We start from the raw sequence: 17439 nt of genomic DNA, 5'->3' as shown, positions 1-17439 counted from the left end.
GGCCGCTCGGCGGTGGCCTCCTGATCGTTTTCCGGTGGCGTGAGCGTCGGGACGAGACGGGCAGGCTGTCCTAATTCCGCTGCTATCTAAGTATCTGCATTGGCAGAGATTGGATTGGCAGCTATTGGGCGTGCATGGCCGATTTCCGTATCGACGATTGCACCTCCCAACGCGCGCCCGGCCGCCTGATCCGCCGCATCGACAAGCTGATGCGCGCCCTCACGGAGGAGCGGCTGTCGACCGTCGGCATCACCTACTCGCAATGGGCGACGTTAAAGCTGGTGCGCGACGGCGTCGTGGCAACCGCCGGTGAACTGGGGCGTGAGCTTGGCTACACCAGCGGCGCCACCACTCGCCTGCTCGACGGGCTGGAGCAGCGCGGCTGCATCGAGCGGGTGCGGAGCGTGGCCGATCGGCGCGTCGTCCGCCTGTCTGTGACGGCGGCGGGAGAGGAGCTTGCGCAGCGCGGCATGCAGCCGGTGCTCGATCTCTGGAACGAGATGGTGGCGGACCTGGATCAGGCCGAGGCCAACCTGTTCATCGAGACGCTGCTGAAGCTGGTCGGCGCAATCGAGGCCAAGGTCGGTCAGCGCGAGCTGCCCGTCGCAGAGGCGGCGGAATGAAGCGGTTCGTGCCTGCCACCCTGATCGCCTCGCTGCTCGCGGCGGCGTGCGCGACGCCACGCGACACGCCGCGCGTGGGGCAGGCGACGTCCGGAACATTGGGCCTCGGAACGGCATCGACGGCAATCAACGCCGAGTGGTGGCGCGCTTTCGGCGATCCGCAACTTGACCGGCTGATCGCGATGGCGCTCGCCGGCAATCCTTCGCTCGACGAGGCGCTGGCGCGGATCCGGGTTGCCGCGGCGCAGGCGGAGGGCGAGCGGGAAAGCCTGAAGCCGCAGGTGACGGGCGCGGGCCAGCTCAATCGCGCGCGGGTCGGCGACAAGTTCGCGCCGCCCCCGATCGGCGGCCACGATACCAACATCGCGATCGCGCTCGGCAACCTGAGCTGGGATCTCGACCTGTTCGGCCGCAGACGGGCGCTGGTCGCGAGGGCGGCGGCCACCGCCCAGGCGGCGCGCCTCGACGCGGCGCAGGCGCGGCTCGCGGTGTCGGTGTCGCTGGCGCAGGCCTATGTTGGTCTGGCGCGGGCGGACAAGCTCGTCGCCGTCACGGGCGACTTCGTGGCTACGCGGCGGCAGGCGGTCGGCTTCGTCCAATCGCGGATCAGGAACCAGCTCGCCAGCCAATTCGAGCTGCGTGCCGCCGAGACGCTGCTCGCCGAAGCCGAGCAGGCGCGTACGCAGGCGGTCGGCCAGCGCGAGGTGCTGGTCCACGCCATCGCGGCGCTCGCCGGGCGCGGCGCCGACTTCTACCCGCGGATCGTCTCGCCGGCGCTGGCGCTCGATCGCGCGCCGCCGGTGCCCGCGACCCTGCCCGCCGATCTGCTCGGCCGACGGCCCGATCTGCTCGCGGGCCGGGCGAGGATCGACGCGGCGGTGCAGGGCCGCAAGGCCGCAGCCGCCGCCTTCCTGCCCGACATCAGCATCTCCGCGCTCGCGGGGCTCACCGCCGTGGGGCTGAGCAACGTCGTCTCGGGGGGCGCCTTCACCTACTCGGTCGGCCCCGCCGTCACGCTGCCGATCTTCGAGGGCGGCCGACTGCGCGCGCAATACCGCTCCGCCACCGCCGATCTCGACGCGGCGGTGGCGAGCTACAACGACGCGGTGCTCGGCGCGGTGCGTGAGGCGGCCGACGCGATCAGCACCGTGCGCGCCGGCGATCGCGCGCTCCAGGACCAGGATCATATCGTCGCCGGCCTGCGCGGCACCGTCGCGCTGGACGAGGTGCGCTTCCGCAACGGGCTCGGTTCGCGGCTCGACGCGATCGACTCGGGCTTTCGCCTGCTGGAGGCGGAGCAGGCGCTGGTCGGCTTCCAGGCCGACGCGCTCACCCGGCGCGTCCAGCTCGTCGCCGCGCTCGGCGGCGGCTTCGATCCCGTCCTGGCGCAAGGCCCGGCCCTTACGGACAACCCATCATGACCGATCATTCGCGGCGGCTCGACACGCACCCCAAGGACGATCCCGCCGACGATTTCGCGACGGGGCAGGTGCCCGAGGCAGATCTCGCGGCGCCTCCATCGATGGCACCGCCTCCGCCGGCGACGAAGTCGCGCGCGCGGTTCCGCGCCTTCCTGATCCTCGGCATCGTCATCCTTCTGGGCGCCGCCGCGTGGCTGATCCACGCGCTCACCCGCTCGCCGTCGGAGGCGACCGACGACGCCTATGTGGGCGGCAACGTGGTCGCGATCACGGCGCGCGAGGGCGGCACCGTCCTCGCGCTCCACGCCGACAACACGCAGATGGTGAAGCATGGCCAGCCATTGATCGATCTCGATCCCGCGATCGCTGACGTCCAGCTCGCCTCCGCCGAGGCCGAGCTCGGCCGCGCGGTGCGCGCGATCCGCTCCAGTCAATCGACCGTCACCGCAGCCGACGCCGAGGTGACGAGCGCGCGCGCCGATCTCGCCCGCGCGCAGGCGGATTATGGCCGCCGCAAGGGCGCCGCTGCCGACGGCGCGGTCTCGGGCGAGGAGCTGGCCCACGCCGGCGACGTTGTGACGACCGCTAAGGCGGCGCTCGATCTCGCGATCGCCAAGCGTGGCGAGGCGGCGAGCGCGGTGGCCGGCGTGACCGTGAACGACAATCCCGCCGTGCTCGCGGCCATCGCCCGCGTGCGCGCGGCGGCGATCACCGGCGCCTACATGCATATCGCGTCGCCGGTGGCGGGCGTGGTCGCGCAGCGTACGGTGCAACTCGGCCAGCGCGTCGCCGCGGGGACCCCGCTGATGGCGGTCGTGCCGCTCGACTCGCTCTGGGTGGACGCCAACCTGCGCGAGACGCAGTTGCGCGACCTGCGCGTCGGCCAGCCCGCCACCGTCGTCGCCGACGTCTACGGCGGCGGCATCGTCTTCCACGGCCATGTCCTCGGGCTCGGCGCGGGGAGCGGCAACGCCTTCTCGCTGCTGCCCGCGCAGAACGCGACGGGCAACTGGATCAAGATCGTCCAGCGCGTACCTGTTCGTATCGCGCTTGATCCGGCCGAACTGCGGCGTCACCCGCTGCGTATCGGCCTCTCGGCAACGGTGACCGTGGATACGGCCGACCAATCCGGCGCGCTGGTCGCCGGCTCTACCGCTCCGGCGGGCGGCGTCGAGCGAAGCGTGGATGCGGGGCCGGAGGTGGAGGGCGAGATTCGCCGCATCATCGCACAGAATCTCGGATCCGGCCGGTGAGCGCGCCTGCGGGCACGCCGCCGCCACCGCTGGCCGGCATCGTGCTCGCCGTGACCTCGGTCGCGCTCGCGCTCGGCACCTTCATGCAGGTGCTCGACAGCACCATCGCCAACGTGTCGCTTCCCACCATCTCGGGTAACCTCGGCGTTTCGACGGACAACGGCACCTGGGTCATCACCAGCTTCGCGTGTGCCAACGGCGTGACGGTGCCGCTGACCGGATGGCTGATGACGCGCTTCGGCGTGGTGCGCACCTTCGTCGCCTCGGTGCTGGCGTTCACCGTCGCCTCGCTGCTGTGCGGGATCGCCTGGAACCTGCCGTCGCTGATCCTGTTCCGCATCCTGCAGGGCGGGGTCTCGGGGCCGATGATCCCAGGCAGTCAGGCGCTGCTGATCTCGATCTTCCCGCCCCACAAGCGCGGCACCGCCCTCAGCATCTGGTCGGTGACGACGCTCGCCGCGCCGGTGCTGGGGCCGGTGCTCGGCGGCTTTATCTCGGACAATTACCACTGGGGCTGGATCTTCCTCATCAACGTGCCGGTGGGCATTGTCTGCGCCTTCGCGAGCTGGCGCGGGTTGACCGGGCGCGAGACGCCGACGCGACGGGTGCCGGTGGATACCGTCGGTCTCGTGCTGCTGGCCTTCTGGGTGTTCAGCCTCCAGACGATGCTCGATCTCGGAAAGGATCGCGACTGGTTCCACAATCCGCTGATCGTGGTATTGACGATCTGCGCCGCCATCGGCTTCGCTGCCTGGATGATCTGGGAGCTGACCGACGGGCAACCGGCGGTCGACCTGTCGCTGTTCGCGCGCCGGAACTACGCGCTGTCGGTGCTGGTGCTGTGCCTCGGCTACTCCGTCATGTTCGCCAACAACCTGTTGCTGCCGCTGTGGCTGCAATCCAACATGGGGTACACGGCCACCTGGGCGGGGCTCGTCTCCGCGCCTTCCGGGCTGGTGGCGATCGTCGTGACGCCGTTCGTCGGCAGGCTGTCGCAGAAGGTCGACCTGCGCTGGCTGGCGACGTTGGCGTTCGTCGCCTACGGCGCCTCGTTCCTCCTGCGCTCGCGCTACACGCCCGACGCGAGCTTCTGGACGCTCACGATGCCGCTGCTGATCCAGGGCGTGGCGATGGCGACCTTCTTCGTACCGTTGATCGGCATCGCCTTCGACGGCCTGTCCGCCGACAAATTACCCGCCGCGAGCGGCATCTCGAACTTCGCGCGGATCACCGCCGGCAGCTTCGGCGCTTCGATCATCACTTCGCTCTGGGACAGGCGCGAGGCGACGCACCAAACGCGGCTGACTGAGGTGGGAACGGTGTGGTCGCCGGCTTACCGCGCCGCGATCGAACGGATGGGCGAGGTGGGCATGACGCCGCTGCAGGCGGCCGGCTCGATCGCACGGCAGATCACGGACCAGGCTTACCTACTCTCCGCGACCGAGCTGTTCTGGCTGAGCGGCTGGATGACGCTGGCGATGATCGCGGTGGTGTGGATGACCAGGAGGGCGGCGCCGTCGAACCACGCAGTCGCGGCGGACTAGCCTGGGCCCGACGCGAGGCGTCGCAGCCCCGGACGACGAACCGCCCGCGTGACCGTGCGCCTGCCCGTGGATGCGGGCTGACGGAACGTGCGCGGCTTCAATGGGTCGGCAGACCATCCCCCGTGAGCGCACCGGCGCTTTCGGACGAGCAGGCGGAAAGCGAAAGCACGCAGCACAGCGCGCCGATGAGTAGCTTGATACGCATGGCGGTCTCCCGGAGCGCCCGATCCGACGCCCGCGATAACCGCTCCCCCGCCGATCGGGTTAGCCGCACGCGGACCAACACCGCGTAACCGAAGATGATTAACGCGGCGTTGTCCTCACGACCGGCGGCGCGCGATGAGTTCCTCGGCGCGGAACACGAGCTCGTCCGGATCGAAGGGTTTGCGCATATAGTCGTTGGCTCCCTCGAAGCGCGCGAGCTCGGCGTCGCGCTCGCTCTGCCGACCGGTGAGCATCAGCACCGGGATGTCGCACAGCGCGCGCGAGTTGCGCATCTCGCGCAGCACCAGCAGGCCCGAGAGTGCGGGCATGTTGCAATCGAGGACGCAGAGATCCGGCCGCTTCGCGGCGATCACCTGCAAGGCGGCGCGGCCGTCGGCGAGGAGACCCACGCCGTGGCCGGCCGCGATCAGCGCGTCGCGCGCGATGCCACCCGCGATCTCGTCGTCGTCGGCGATGATGATGAGCGCCATGGCTGCTACATCGCGCCCCGTTCGTCCGCGATCAAGCCGCGCGACGCATCGCGTCAGCGGCGCGGCGAACCTCGTCGATCCGCCGCGCGCGCGACCAGACGGCGAAGCCCTGTTCCAGCGCGCGCGCTTCCCGCGCGAGCGCCGCGTCGCCGAACATCTCGGCCGATCCCAGGAACTTGTGCAGCATGCGCGACATCTCCGTGACCTCGCCATCGGTGACGCGCTTGCCCTCCGCCAGCGCCGCCACCGCGTCGATCAGCTCCTGTCGGCGCATCGCGTAGCGCTCGCGAAGCTGCGGGCTGAAGCGCTCGGCGCTGCGCGGCGCCGCCACCCTCTGCGCGGGCACGCTCGTCCACCGCGCGATCGCCGCGTCGAGCGCGGCACCGTTGAGCGGCTTGGCGAGGTGCGCCTGCATGCCGGCGTGGAGGCAGGCGGCGATGTCGTCGGCATAGGCGTTGGCGGTGAGCGCCAGGATCGGCAACCGGCGCGCGTCGATCCCGGCGGCACGAATGCGTCGCGCCGAGTCGTAGCCGTCGACCTCGGGCATCTGCAGGTCCATCAGCACGAGCGCGTAGGGATCGTCGCCGGCATCGGCGGCGATCGCCAGCCCGGCCGCTTCCCCGCCGTCGGCGGCGACGTCGACGCGGTGGCCCAATCTGTCCAGCATGGCGCGGATCAGCATCTGGTTGACGTCGTGATCCTCGGCCACGAGCACGCGTAGCGAAGGACGCGCCGTCTCGTGCTGCGGTTCGGGTGCGAGCGGGTCGGCGACAGGCGCCGCATCGCCTTCGGCGGCGGGCTGCGGCTGGCGCAGCGGCACGACCAGCGTGAAGCGGCTGCCCCGCCCGAGCTCGCTCTCCAGCCGCAACTCGCCACCCATCGCGTGGGCGAGCTGCGCGCTGATCGCGAGGCCGAGGCCGGTGCCGCCGAAACGTGGCGCGATGCCGTCGTCGGCCTGCACGAACTGGTCGAACACCGCTGCCTGACGATCTGGCGCGATGCCGATGCCGCTATCCTCCACCTCGATCTCGATCCAGGTCCCGCCTGCGGCGATGCGCGCGCGCAGGGCGACGCCGCCCTCGCTCGTGAACTTGGCGGCGTTGGCGAGGAGATTGAGCACGATCTGGCGCAGCCGCAGCCCGTCGCCGAGCACCACGCGCGGGAGCTCGTCCGGTATGTCGCAGTCGAAGCCCAGGCCGCGCTGCCGTATCGCGGGCGCCATCAGCTTGCCGCAGGCGCCGAGCGTGTGCGGCAGGTCGAACGGCTCGGAGAGGACGCGCATCTGCCCCGCCTCGATCTTCGACAGATCGAGGATGTCGTTGAGCAGCCGCATCATCGCGCGACCCGAATCGGCGATCAGCTCGGCATGCCGGCGCTGCTCGCCCGAAAGCTCGCTCGCCAGCAGCAGTTCGGCAAACCCCAGCACGCCGTTCATCGGCGTCCTGATCTCGTGGCTCATGTCGGCGAGGAAGGCGGACTTGGCGTTGCGTGCCACCTCGGCACGCAGCCGCGCGGCGTCCAGGTCCTGCTCCAGCGCCTTTCGTTGGACGATGTCCTCCTCCAGCGCGCGGTTGGCAGCGGCAAGCGCCACCAGCCGCCGCCGGCGCTCGCGCGCGACGAGCAGCGAGAGGCCGAAGACGACGAGCGCGCAGAGCACGAAGCTCGTCTCGGTCAACAGGCGCAGCCGATCCGCGCGCGCGCGTCGGAGATTGAGCAGTTCCGCCTCGTTGCCGCGTATGCGATCGGCGAGGTGGACGAGCCGGTCGGCGGTGGCGCGGCTGGCTTCGCTCTCAAGGACGGCCACCGCTTCGACGTGCCGCCCGGCCCGGAAGAGGGCGATCGATTGCTGCTGCTCGTCGAGCTTCGTGTGGACAGCCGCCGCGAGCGCGGCGGCTCGCCGCATCTGCGGCGGATTGTCCGCGACCAATCGCGGTATCGACGGAAGATCCGGCAGCAACGTGCCGCGCAGCCGGTCGTAGGCGGTGATGTTGCCAGGGTCGCCGGTCAACAGATAGCCCCGCCGGTAGATTTCGCCGCGCGCGGCGAGCATCTGCATGTGGTTTACGCGGTTCTCGACCTCTAGCGTGTGGCGCACCCATCCGTCCGCCGTGCGCTGCTGCACCGAAAGGCCGAGCGCCAGCACCGCGCACATTAGCAGCATCGCCGCGCCGATGACGAAGGGCAGCGGCGCGCGATGCGTCGGGCTGAGGATCATGCGCATCGGCACTCGCGTAGAAAGCAAAACAGGCCCCACACCTAGTCCGACAAACTTAACGAACGCTCAACCGCCGTCGGGTCGCCCTCCGCCTGTTCCTCGCCGCACCGGAAGCGCGATCGCGTGATGGTGGCGCGCGGTCCGCAAAAGCCGTAGCGTGCCCGCATGGGCAGGGGGTGTTCCACGGCGGCAGGCTTGTGCGCGTTGGTGATGGCGCTTGCGGGTTGCGGACCCGAGAGGCGTGCCTCGCCGCCGCGCGCGGTCACCGCCGTCGCGCTCGACGGCGCGCCGGCGGACGCGATCGGCACCAGCGTCACGCTGCCGCTCGGCGGACTGGAGGCCACCGAGACCGCGCGCGGCACGGTGGTGTCGCTACCGGGTGACATCACCTTCGACGAGGGCCAGGCGACGATCCGCCCGTCGGCGCGGCCCACGCTCGACAAGCTCGCGATGCTCATCAAGGCCCGCGATCCGGGCACGGTCGCGATCGAGGGTCACTCCGACAGCCGAGGTCCGGACGCCGTCAACCAGCGGCTTTCGGTCGCGCGCGCGATGGCGGTGCGCGACTATCTGGTCGAGGTGCGGATGGTGGACGGCACCAAGCTCACCGTGCGCGGCTACGGCAAGCTCCGCCCGGCGGCGCCCAACCGCAAGCCCGACGGCGAGGACGATTCCACCGGGCGCGCGCGCAACCGGCGGGTAGAGGTTGTTCTAGCGGGATAGGCGCGGTGTGGCGGCATGTCTCGCGGGTGACGTGGCCGCTCGCAGCTTCCGTTCTAGACCTTGCCACGCCAACCAAGCGAACCCCGGTTGAGCAAGGCCAGGTCCGCCTCTCCCTTCGCGACGGCATCGCCGAGCGCGGTGGCATGCTCCAGCACGTCGGCGGCGGCGTGGCGGTAGGCGGGACGGCCCTCGATCGCATCGTACCAGCGGCCGCCGACCGCATTGTCGAGCAGGATGCGCTGGAAGCAGTGATCGGCACGCACCGGCCAGCCGCGCTCCACCGCCAGCACCGGCAGCGTCTCCCGCGTCAGCTTCAGCCATCGTGCCTCCAGCGCACGGCGTTCGGGGGACGGCTCGGCGTCCCCCGCGCGGCTCACACCGCCGCCTTGAGCTTGTCGACGAGGTCGGTGCGCTCCCAGGTGAAGTGATCGCCCTCCGCGTCCCGGCCGAAATGGCCGTAGGCGGCGGTGCGGCTGTAGATTGGCTTGTTGAGGGCGAGATGCTCGCGGATGCCCTTGGGCGTCAGCCGCACCAGCGTCGGCAGCAGCGCCTCCAGCTTGGCCTCGTCGACGGTGCCGGTGCCGTGCGTGTCGACGTAAACCGACAGTGGCTCGGCGATGCCGATCGCGTAGGAGAGCTGGATGGTGCAACGCTTGGCGAGCCCCGCCGCCACCACATTCTTGGCGAGGTAGCGCGCCACATAGGCCGCGGAGCGATCGACCTTGGTGGGATCCTTGCCGCTGAACGCGCCGCCGCCGTGGGGCGCCGCGCCACCATAGGTGTCGACGATGATCTTGCGGCCGGTGAGCCCCGCGTCGCCGTCCGGCCCGCCGATCTCGAACGCGCCGGTGGGGTTGATGTAGAGCTTGGTGTCCTCGGCCACGAAGCCTTCCGGCAGTACCTTGCGGAACACCTGCGTGACGTACTGGCGCAGCTCCTCGTAGCGGCCGGGCTCGGCGCCTTCGCCCTTCTCGGCATAGCCCGCCTTGTGCTGCGTCGAGACGACCAGCGCGGTAGCCTTCACCGGCACGCCGCCTTCGTATTGGAGCGTCACCTGGCTCTTGGCGTCGGGCTCCAGGAAGGGTGCCGCGCCGGAATGGCGATCCGCCGCCATCGTCTCCAGGATCTTGTGGCTGTAGTAGAGCGTGGCGGGCATGAAGCCCGGCGTCTCGTCGGTGGCATAGCCGAACATGATGCCCTGGTCGCCCGCGCCCTCGTCCTTGTTGCCGCTCTCGTCCACGCCCATCGCGATGTGGGCGGACTGCGGGTGGAGGTTGTTCGAGAAGTCCAGCGTGTTCCAGTGGAAACCCGACTGCTCGTAGCCGATGCGCTTCACCGTCTGGCGCACCGCATCCTCGATCTCGGCCTCGACGCCGGGCGCCCAGTTGCCCTCGGTGTCCATGATGCCGGCGCCGCGGATCTCGCCCGCGATCACCACCTTGTTGGTGGTGGTCAGCGTCTCGCAGGCGATGCGCGCCTCCGCGTCCTTGGAAAGGAACAGGTCGACGATCGCGTCGCTGATCTGGTCCGCCACCTTGTCGGGATGCCCCTCGGACACGGACTCGGAGGTGAAGAGATAGTCGCTGCGCATGAGGGCTCCGTGGCGGCTGATGGCTTATATAAAGCCTTCCTTATATCGCCGCGCGGCAAACGCCAGCCCCGCCAGCACCAGCGCCGTCACGAAGACGGACATGTTGCCGAGACGGGAGAAAAGCGTCGGCGGCAGCGAGGTGGGCATCCGACGCGTCATCATCCCCATCGCATGGTGGTCCAGCTTCTCGACCACTCGCCCTTCGGGGTCGATAATGGCCGAGATACCGGTGGGCGTCGCGCGCGCGACGGGTAGCCCCTCCTCGATCGCGCGCAGCCGCGCCTGGGCGAGGTGCTGGGGCGGGCCGGAGGCGCCGAACCAGCTGTCGTTCGACGGATTGAACAGGAAGGCAGGGCGGTGCGCCTCATCGACCACTCGACCCGAGAAGACGATCTCGTAGCAGATCTGCACGCCCACCCTGGTGCCGTCGGGCAGGGCGAGCGTGCGCGGACCGGGGCCGGGCAGGAAGTCGAGGTCGCCGGGCGCCAGCCGCGACAGGCCGATGGCGGAGAGCAGCGGCCGCATCGGCAGATACTCGCCATAAGGCACGAGGTGAGCCTTGTCGTAGCGCGCTACGATCCGTGCGCCCGGCGCCACCGCGAACAGGCTGTTGCGCGCCGCCACCATCTCGCCCGATCGGTCGCGCACCGGCTGAACGCCGCCGGCGAGCAGCAGGTCGCGCGGGCCGATCGCGGCGGCCACCTGGGCGCGCACCGCCGGATCCTCGGGCAGGTCGTCCTCGATCGCGCTTTCCGGCCACAGCAGCAGCCGCGGCTCGGCGCGGGGGCGCCCGGACAATGCCGCGATCCGCGCGAGATGCTTGGCGGCCAGGCCCGGCTCCCAGCGCTGCGACTGGCCGATGTCGGGCTGCACGATGGTGACGAGCGGGCCGGTGCCGGGTGCCGGCGGCTCCTCCCGCCCGAGGCGCCTCGCGAGGCCGGGCACGAAGTAGATGCCGACGAGCAGGACGAGACCGATCGCCGCCGGCACGTTGCGCGCCGACAGGATGGTGTCGCGGCCCAGCCGATCGCGCGGTACAGCGGCGAGGATCACCAGCAATCCCGCCGAGCCGACGATCAGCCCGGAGAGACCGTAGGTGCCCATCCATCGCGCCGCGTGCGCCAGCGGCAGGTCGACGAAGGCGGCCGCCGCCGGGTTCCAGGCGAAGCCGGTGAACACGGTGGCGCGCAGCCACTCGGCCACCGCCCAGCACGCGCCCAGCGCCAGCGAGAGCGTCGCCGCGCCGCCGCCGATCCGGCGCGTGGCCCACCAGGCGGCCAGCGTTGCCAGCCCCGGGAAGACCGCGAGGTAGAGCGACAGCAGCACCACCGCCACCCAACCCAGCCACGCCGGCATCGCGGCCTGGTAGGTGAAGGCTGTGGCGATCCAGTCGAGCCCGAGCACGAACTGGCCAAGCCCGAACCACCAGCCGACGCCGAACGCCGCGCGCGGCCGGCCGGTGCGCTCCCCGAGGAGCAACGCGAGGCCTCCATAGCCGGCGAGCGCCAGCGGCCATAGGCCGAACGGCGCGAACCCGAACGCGACGAGCAGGCCCAGCGCGAGGGCCATCAGCGGAGCTGCCATGCGCCCGCGCTAAAGATTGACGCCGACACTGGCTAGCGCCGAGGTGAGGCATCTCGCGCATGGCGGCGGACCGAGCACGCGATCGCCGCCGCTCCCCGCAGATGCGTCGAGGGATGCGTGATGGAGGGCGCGGGCGCATGGATGGCGACGCGACTGCCGTTCCGCTCCCGGTCCAGCGATGATGACGGGGTGCTCGCGCCGTGCGAGCGCGACCGCTCGCTTCCGGCGAGCTAGAGAACGTGCCCGATCAGCGCGCCGGCGAGCGCGGCGGCGGCGGCGAGCCCGCCGGTGCGCCAGCCGCCGAGCCGCACCACCGCCACCTCGCGCGGTGGCGGGGACGGGGGGGCACCGCCGGGGGCCGGGTAGGCCCGGTCCAGCCGCTCGACGAGATCGGGCAGCAGCGCGACCGCGCGGCCGACGCGGCGGATGCGATCGGCCACCATCGCCTCGGGGCCGAGTTCGTCACGTAGCCACGCCGCCACGACGGGAGTCGCCACCTCCCACATGTTGATGCCGGGGTGCAGGCCTGTCGCCACGCCCTCCACCATCACCATCGTCTTCTGGAGGAGGAGGAGGTGCGGCTGCGTCGGCATGTCGAAATCGCGCGTGATCGAGAACAGCCCGTCGAGCATCTGGCCGACCGAGATGTCCGCCACCGCCTTGCCCCGGATCGGCTCGCCGACCGCGCGCAGCGCCGAGGCGAACTCGGCCGCCGAGTGGTGCGGCGGCACGTACTGCGCCTCGAAATGGATCTCGGCCACTCGGTGGTAGTCGCCGGTGATGAGCCCGTGGAGGATCTCGGCCAGCCAGACGCGCGCGCGCCGGTCGATCCGGCCCATGATGCCGAAGTCCACCGCCGCCACGCGCCCGTCGGGCATGGCGAACAGGTTGCCCTGATGGAGATCGGCGTGGAAGAAGCCGTCCGCGATCGCCTGGCGCAGGAAGGAGCGGACTAGCGTCTCGGCCAGCGCCTTGAGATCGTGCCCGGCGGCGATCAGCTTGGGCCGATCCGAGAGCTTGATGCCGTCGATCCACTCCAGCGTCATCACGCGTCTGGCCGTACGATCCCAGTCGATCGCGGGAACGTGGAAGCCGGGTTCCGCCACCATCCGCTCGGCGAGTTCGGAGGCGGACGCCGCCTCGCGCCGGAGATCAAGCTCGCGGCTCGTCCAGCGCTCGAACGTCGCGACGACCAGGCGGGGGCGCAGCCGCGCCACCTCGCCGCCAAGCCGATCAGCGTGCGCGGCCGCCCAGCTATAGGTGTCGATCGCGTCGGCGAACTGGTCTTCCACGCCGGGCCGCAGCACCTTCACCGCGACGTGGCGGCCATCGGTGGTGACGGCGCGGTGGACCTGCGCGATCGACGCGGCGCCGACCGGCTGCTCCTCGATCCGGGCGAACAGAGCCTCGATCGGGCGGCCCAGCCCCTGCTCGATCGCCGCGCGCACGAGCGGGAAGGGAATGGGGGGCAGCGAATCCTGCAGGCGGAAGAGATCGAGCGTCGCCTCCTCGCCGACGAGGTCCGGCCGGGTGGCGAGCGCCTGCCCGAACTTGATCGCGGGCGGGCCGATCGCTTCCAACGCATCGGCGTAGCGGGGGCGCTCGGGCAGCCGCGCGCCGATCCGCGAGAGACGCGCCAGCCGACGCAGCGGGCGCGGCGCCATCGGATCGCGCTCGATCCCGAGCAGCGCGCCGTGGCGCCCCAGCGTCCGTCCCCAGCGCCAGAGGCGCGAGACGTGGGTGAGGCTAGAGGCCAAGGATCGTCCCTGCGCGGGGAAGGATCATATCCGCCACCCGCTATGGATCGCCACCAGCCCGCCGAGGATCGGCTCGGCGCGCGTCCGCACGAAGCCGGCCTCGGCGATCATCCGCGCGAACGTCGGCATGTCGGGGAAGCGGCGGATCGATTCGACGAGGTAGCGGTAGCTCGCCTCGTCGTCGGCGATCAGCTTGCCGAGCCGCGGCACGATCCGATGCGAGTAGGCGTCGTACAGGTCGCGGAAGCCGGGCCACTCCGTCGTCGAGAACTCCAGGCAGAAGAAGCGGCTGCCGCGCTTCAGCACGCGATGCGCCTGCGCCAGGGCGGCGGGTATGTCCGTCACGTTCCGGATGCCGAAGGCGATGGTGTAGGCGTCGAAGCGGCCGTCGGCGAAGGACAGCGACTCCGCATTCTCCTCCGCCCAGACGAGCCCCCGGATGCCGCGTTTCTCCGCCCGCTGGCGTCCGACGCCCAGCATCGCGGGGTTGATGTCGGCGACGGTCACGTGCGCGCCGGTGGCCGCCATGCGGAAGGCGATGTCGCCGGTGCCGCCCGCCATGTCGAGGATGCGTTCTCCCGCGCGGGGCTTCACCCGCCTGACGAACTGGTCCTTCCACAGCCGGTGCATCCCTCCCGACATGGCGTCGTTCATCACGTCGTAGCGGCGCGCCACGCGGGCGAAGACATCGCCCACCATGCGCGTCTTGTCGGCGGCGGGAACGTCGGCGTAGCCGAAGGGGGCGGTGTCCTGCATGGCGCCCGCCCTAGCCGAGCCCTTGCGGGGGGAGCAACGGACACGTAGCTCGCCTGACACGATGCCCGAGCTTCCCGAAGTCGAGACGACGGTGCGCGGGCTCGCCGCCGTGCTGGAGAGCAAACGGATCGCCGAAGTCGAGCCGCGTCGGGCCGACCTGCGCCGCGCGATCCCTGCCGATCTTCGCCAGCGGCTGACCGGCGCCACCGCGTCCGGTCTTGGCCGCCGCGCCAAGTACGGGCTGATCCACACGGATCGTGGCGACACGCTGATCTTCCACCTCGGCATGTCCGGCCGGTGGCGGATCGACCCCGATACTATCGGCGCGCACGATCACCTGCTGATCGCAACGGAGGAGGGGCGGCGCCTGGCGCTCAACGATCCGCGCCGCTTCGGCTCGCTCGATCTCGTGGCGACGGACGCGCTGGATGCGTGGCCGGCGTTTCGCGCGCTGGGCCCCGAGCCGCTGGGGTCGGGCTTCACCGCCGCGTACCTGCGCGCCGCGCTGGCCGGACGTCAGGCGCCGATCAAGGCGATGCTGCTCGATCAGCGGATCGTGGCGGGGCTGGGCAACATCTACGTCTGCGAGGCGCTCAACATATCGGGCATCGCGCCGACGCGCGCGGCAGGGCGGATCGGCGCGGCGCGGCTCGCGCGGCTGGTCGAGGCGGTGCGCGAGACGCTGCTCGCGGCGATCGCAGCCGGAGGCTCCACGCTACGCGACTATGCGCGACCCGACGGCGAACTCGGCTACTTCTCCAAGCAGTTCCGCGCCTATGGGCGGGAGGGGCTCGCCTGCCCCTGCGGCGGCACCATCGTGCGACGCGTCGATTCTGGCCGCTCCACCTTCCATTGCCGCGCCTGCCAGCGTTGACCCCGTGCGGTGCTTCGCGTAGGGCCACGTACGTGACGGTACGGGCCTCCCGCGCCGCGATCCCGTTATCTGCCAGAGGAATGACATGGCGAACACGCCGCAGGCCAAGAAGCGCATCCGCCGCAACGATCGTCGCGCCGTCATCAACGGCGCGCGCGTCAGCCGCATTCGCACCTTCGTGAAGAAGGTTGAGGCGGCGATCGCTAGCGGCGACAGGTCGGCCGCCGAGACGGCGCTGGCGGCAGTGCAGCCAGAACTTCATCGCGGCGTGGCGAAGGGCGTGCTCCACAAGAACACCGTTGCACGCAAGTTCTCGCGGCTCACCAAGCGCGTCGCCGCCATCGGTTGACGCGTTCGCCGCGACGGCTTCTTTCAAGCCCGCCGGCCTCATGGCCGGCGGGCTTTTTGCTGCCGTTACGGAACCCGGCCTCAATCCACGATTCGCGCAAGCGACATGTGTTACCCTGAATAATTATCAAGCGTTCCTAGTGAGTTACGGGTTTAGTTAAGAAAACAACGGCTTTGCGTGTCAAGCCGCAATATTTCGATTTCATGACCGGCGACGGCCTTGATCGGTCGGCGGGCCTCTCCCTAGAAACGTCTTACCGGCGCTGCCGAATCGGAAGGTTCGGCGAGCCGGGACGCTACATCACGGGCTTCGGTCCACCCGCGCGCAAAGGGAGCGTCGCGGGCAAGGTGCGATGCCGATTGGCAACCGCGAGCGCATCGGCTCTCGCGGCGAGGAGAGGTGCGTGGCGCGAACGGGCGAGGCGATCGAGCTGGTGCGGCGCGACGGCGACACGGTCGACGAGGGGGTCGCCGCCGCCTGGTCGCTGGTGCGCGACGGTGTCCGTCGCGACGTCGGTGCGCGCGCGTTCGACACTTGGCTGAAGGGCGCCACGCTGATCGCGCTCGACGAGGACGGCACGGTCCGTCTGGCGGCGGCCACCGCGTTCACCGCCAGCTACATCGACAGCCACTATGCCGAGCGCTTGCTTCACGCGTGGCGCCAGCACCTCCCGCAGATCTCGCGCGTAACCGTGGACGTCGCGACGGGCACGCCGCCACCTGCGCTGTTCGCGATCGAGGCGCCCGCGCCGGAGCCCGCATTCGAGGACGAGCCGGCGATCGCCGCGCCCGCGCTGGAGCCGCGCTACACCTTCGATAGCTTCGTCGTCGGCAAGGCCAACGAGGTCGCCTACAACGCCGCGCGCACGGTGGCCGAGGGCGGCGCGCTCACTTTCAACCCGCTGTTCCTCCACGGCCAGACCGGGCTCGGCAAGACGCACCTGATGCATGCCATCGGTCACGAGTACCGTCGCCGGCATCCGCGTTCGCGCGTCGTCTACATGTCGGCCGAGAAGTTCATGTTCGAATTCGTGTCGGCGATGCGCGCCAAGGACACTTACAGCTTCAAGCAGCGGCTGCGTTCGGCCGACCTGCTGATGATCGACGACGTCCAGTTCATCGCCGGCAAGGACTCCACGCAGGAGGAGTTCTTCCACACGATGAACGAGATCATCCAGAGCGGGAAGCGGTTGGTCATCACCGCCGATCGTTCGCCCCAGGATCTGGAGGGCATCGAGAGCCGCATCCTCTCGCGCCTTTCCTGGGGGCTCGTCGCCGACGTCAATCCGGCGGATTTCGAGCTGCGCCTCAACATCATCGAGAAGAAGCTGGAGGGGCAGCCCAGCGTCGTCGTGTCGTCCGATGTGCGGATGTTCTTGGCCAAGCGCATCGCTTCCAACGTTCGCGAACTGGAAGGCGCGCTTAACCGGGTCATCGCCTACGCCACGCTCTCCGACCAGGCGATCGACGTGGCGTTCGTGGAGAAGACGCTGGCCGACGTGCTGCGCGCGAACCAGCGCCGCATCACCATCGACGAGATCCAGCGCCGTGTCTCCGATCATTTCCGTATCCGCCACGCCGAGATGATCTCTGCCCGGCGTGCGCGCGAGGTCGCGCGGCCGCGTCAGGTCGCGATGTATCTTGCCAAGCAGCTCACCCCGCGCTCGCTGCCCGAGATCGGTCGTCGCTTTGGCGGGCGTGACCACACGACGGTGATCCACGCCGTTCGCCAGATCGAGAAGCTGCGCTTGGCCGACGCCGAGCTTGACGCGGATGTCCGCCTGCTGATGCGTCAGCTAGAGGCTTAGAGGGCGTCCCTTCGCGTAAAGCAATCGTCGTCGTCCTCGCCAGGCAGCAGCCCATCTCCGTCGCAAGCGGCGGGCGAGGGGCCTCTGCCTGCGCAGCGGTGACGACTGGTGAACAGGCGCATTGTGGGCGGACGCGCGGCTAGGCTGGCCAGGGGCCGTTGTCTTTCAGCGAAAACCGGGATTTTCGTGAGGCGATCGCCGCGTCCGACGGCTGGGAGCTCCATACTGCGCTGGGGTGACGGTGGGA

Annotated in this window: 15 protein-coding genes; 8 read left to right on the top strand and 7 right to left on the bottom strand. The window is 70.3% G+C overall.

Annotated features, from left to right (window positions below):
- The first annotated feature begins 134 nt into the window (after nt 1-134).
- From ACOFKX_RS00110 to ACOFKX_RS00095, 4 genes are read left to right on the top strand one after another with little or no spacing between them, the layout of a single operon-like run.
- A complete protein-coding gene (locus ACOFKX_RS00110) occupies nt 135-623 on the top strand; it encodes a MarR family winged helix-turn-helix transcriptional regulator (protein ID WP_419825067.1) in 489 nt (162 codons plus the stop codon).
- Nucleotides 620-2044, top strand: coding sequence for an efflux transporter outer membrane subunit (locus ACOFKX_RS00105; protein ID WP_419825066.1), 1425 nt, complete (start codon nt 620-622; stop codon nt 2042-2044). The genes ACOFKX_RS00110 and ACOFKX_RS00105 overlap by 4 nt, the downstream gene beginning before the upstream one ends.
- Nucleotides 2041-3297, top strand: a complete 1257-nt coding sequence (locus ACOFKX_RS00100) for an efflux RND transporter periplasmic adaptor subunit (RefSeq protein WP_419825065.1) — start codon at nt 2041-2043, stop codon at nt 3295-3297. The genes ACOFKX_RS00105 and ACOFKX_RS00100 overlap by 4 nt, the downstream gene beginning before the upstream one ends.
- Nucleotides 3294-4841, top strand: coding sequence for a DHA2 family efflux MFS transporter permease subunit (locus tag ACOFKX_RS00095; RefSeq protein WP_419825064.1), 1548 nt, complete (start codon nt 3294-3296; stop codon nt 4839-4841). The genes ACOFKX_RS00100 and ACOFKX_RS00095 overlap by 4 nt, the downstream gene beginning before the upstream one ends.
- 320 nt (nt 4842-5161) lie before the next feature.
- Here ACOFKX_RS00095 and ACOFKX_RS00090 read toward each other — a convergent pair whose 3' ends face one another.
- Both ACOFKX_RS00090 and ACOFKX_RS00085 read right to left on the bottom strand, forming a co-directional pair.
- Complete coding sequence (locus ACOFKX_RS00090; protein ID WP_419825063.1) at nt 5162-5536, bottom strand: response regulator transcription factor; 375 nt, start codon at nt 5534-5536, stop codon at nt 5162-5164.
- A 31-nt stretch (nt 5537-5567) separates the two neighbouring features.
- On the bottom strand, nt 5568-7757 hold the full coding sequence (locus ACOFKX_RS00085) for an ATP-binding protein (RefSeq protein WP_419825062.1): 2190 nt from the start codon (nt 7755-7757) through the stop codon (nt 5568-5570).
- 204 nt (nt 7758-7961) lie between these two features.
- Here ACOFKX_RS00085 and ACOFKX_RS00080 point away from each other — a divergent pair, with 204 nt between their 5' ends.
- The gene (locus tag ACOFKX_RS00080) at nt 7962-8474 is read left to right on the top strand and encodes an OmpA family protein (RefSeq protein WP_419825061.1); all 513 of its coding nucleotides are present in this window, start codon (nt 7962-7964) and stop codon (nt 8472-8474) included.
- A 53-nt stretch (nt 8475-8527) separates the two neighbouring features.
- Here the strand turns inward: ACOFKX_RS00080 and ACOFKX_RS00075 are convergent, their stop codons facing one another.
- From ACOFKX_RS00075 to ACOFKX_RS00055, 5 genes are all read right to left on the bottom strand, one after another.
- A complete protein-coding gene (locus ACOFKX_RS00075) occupies nt 8528-8851 on the bottom strand; it encodes a GCN5-related N-acetyltransferase (RefSeq protein ID WP_419825060.1) in 324 nt (107 codons plus the stop codon).
- Nucleotides 8848-10065, bottom strand: a complete 1218-nt coding sequence (gene metK, locus ACOFKX_RS00070; RefSeq protein WP_419825059.1) for a methionine adenosyltransferase — start codon at nt 10063-10065, stop codon at nt 8848-8850. The genes ACOFKX_RS00075 and metK overlap by 4 nt, the downstream gene beginning before the upstream one ends.
- 24 nt (nt 10066-10089) lie before the next feature.
- The gene (lnt, locus tag ACOFKX_RS00065; protein ID WP_419825058.1) at nt 10090-11634 is read right to left on the bottom strand and encodes an apolipoprotein N-acyltransferase; all 1545 of its coding nucleotides are present in this window, start codon (nt 11632-11634) and stop codon (nt 10090-10092) included.
- A 245-nt stretch (nt 11635-11879) separates the two neighbouring features.
- The gene (ubiB, locus tag ACOFKX_RS00060) at nt 11880-13406 is read right to left on the bottom strand and encodes a 2-polyprenylphenol 6-hydroxylase (protein WP_419825057.1); all 1527 of its coding nucleotides are present in this window, start codon (nt 13404-13406) and stop codon (nt 11880-11882) included.
- A gap of 24 nt (nt 13407-13430) precedes the next feature.
- A complete protein-coding gene (locus ACOFKX_RS00055; RefSeq protein WP_419825056.1) occupies nt 13431-14162 on the bottom strand; it encodes a class I SAM-dependent methyltransferase in 732 nt (243 codons plus the stop codon).
- 61 nt (nt 14163-14223) lie between these two features.
- Between ACOFKX_RS00055 and mutM the strand changes: the two genes are divergently transcribed.
- The 3 genes from mutM to dnaA all read left to right on the top strand — a co-directional run bounded on the left by mutM (nt 14224) and on the right by dnaA (nt 17192).
- Nucleotides 14224-15036, top strand: coding sequence for a bifunctional DNA-formamidopyrimidine glycosylase/DNA-(apurinic or apyrimidinic site) lyase (gene mutM, locus ACOFKX_RS00050; protein WP_419825055.1), 813 nt, complete (start codon nt 14224-14226; stop codon nt 15034-15036).
- 85 nt (nt 15037-15121) lie between these two features.
- The gene (rpsT, locus tag ACOFKX_RS00045) at nt 15122-15385 is read left to right on the top strand and encodes a 30S ribosomal protein S20 (RefSeq protein ID WP_419825054.1); all 264 of its coding nucleotides are present in this window, start codon (nt 15122-15124) and stop codon (nt 15383-15385) included.
- Nucleotides 15386-15818: 433 nt separating this feature from the next.
- A complete protein-coding gene (gene dnaA / locus ACOFKX_RS00040; protein WP_419825262.1) occupies nt 15819-17192 on the top strand; it encodes a chromosomal replication initiator protein DnaA in 1374 nt (457 codons plus the stop codon).
- Nucleotides 17193-17439 lie beyond the last annotated feature (247 nt).

The sequence above is a fragment of the Sphingomonas sp. genome (genome assembly GCF_965200105.1).
Classification (GTDB): Bacteria; Pseudomonadota; Alphaproteobacteria; order Sphingomonadales; family Sphingomonadaceae; genus Solisphingomonas.
The sequence above is the reverse complement of the archived record's forward strand: the minus strand, read 5'-3'. Positions and strand labels throughout refer to the sequence as shown.

Coding starts and splice junctions, on each gene's coding strand:
- metK (WP_419825059.1), bottom strand. CDS start 10,065: ATGCGCAGCGACTATCTCTTCACCTCCGAGTCCGTGTCCGAGGGGCAT.
- ACOFKX_RS00090 (WP_419825063.1), bottom strand. CDS start 5,536: ATGGCGCTCATCATCATCGCCGACGACGACGAGATCGCGGGTGGCATC.
- ACOFKX_RS00080 (WP_419825061.1), top strand. CDS start 7,962: ATGGCGCTTGCGGGTTGCGGACCCGAGAGGCGTGCCTCGCCGCCGCGC.
- ACOFKX_RS00085 (WP_419825062.1), bottom strand. CDS start 7,757: ATGCGCATGATCCTCAGCCCGACGCATCGCGCGCCGCTGCCCTTCGTC.
- mutM (WP_419825055.1), top strand. CDS start 14,224: ATGCCCGAGCTTCCCGAAGTCGAGACGACGGTGCGCGGGCTCGCCGCC.
- lnt (WP_419825058.1), bottom strand. CDS start 11,634: ATGGCCCTCGCGCTGGGCCTGCTCGTCGCGTTCGGGTTCGCGCCGTTC.
- rpsT (WP_419825054.1), top strand. CDS start 15,122: ATGGCGAACACGCCGCAGGCCAAGAAGCGCATCCGCCGCAACGATCGT.
- ACOFKX_RS00105 (WP_419825066.1), top strand. CDS start 620: ATGAAGCGGTTCGTGCCTGCCACCCTGATCGCCTCGCTGCTCGCGGCG.
- ACOFKX_RS00100 (WP_419825065.1), top strand. CDS start 2,041: ATGACCGATCATTCGCGGCGGCTCGACACGCACCCCAAGGACGATCCC.
- ACOFKX_RS00110 (WP_419825067.1), top strand. CDS start 135: ATGGCCGATTTCCGTATCGACGATTGCACCTCCCAACGCGCGCCCGGC.
- ACOFKX_RS00055 (WP_419825056.1), bottom strand. CDS start 14,162: ATGCAGGACACCGCCCCCTTCGGCTACGCCGACGTTCCCGCCGCCGAC.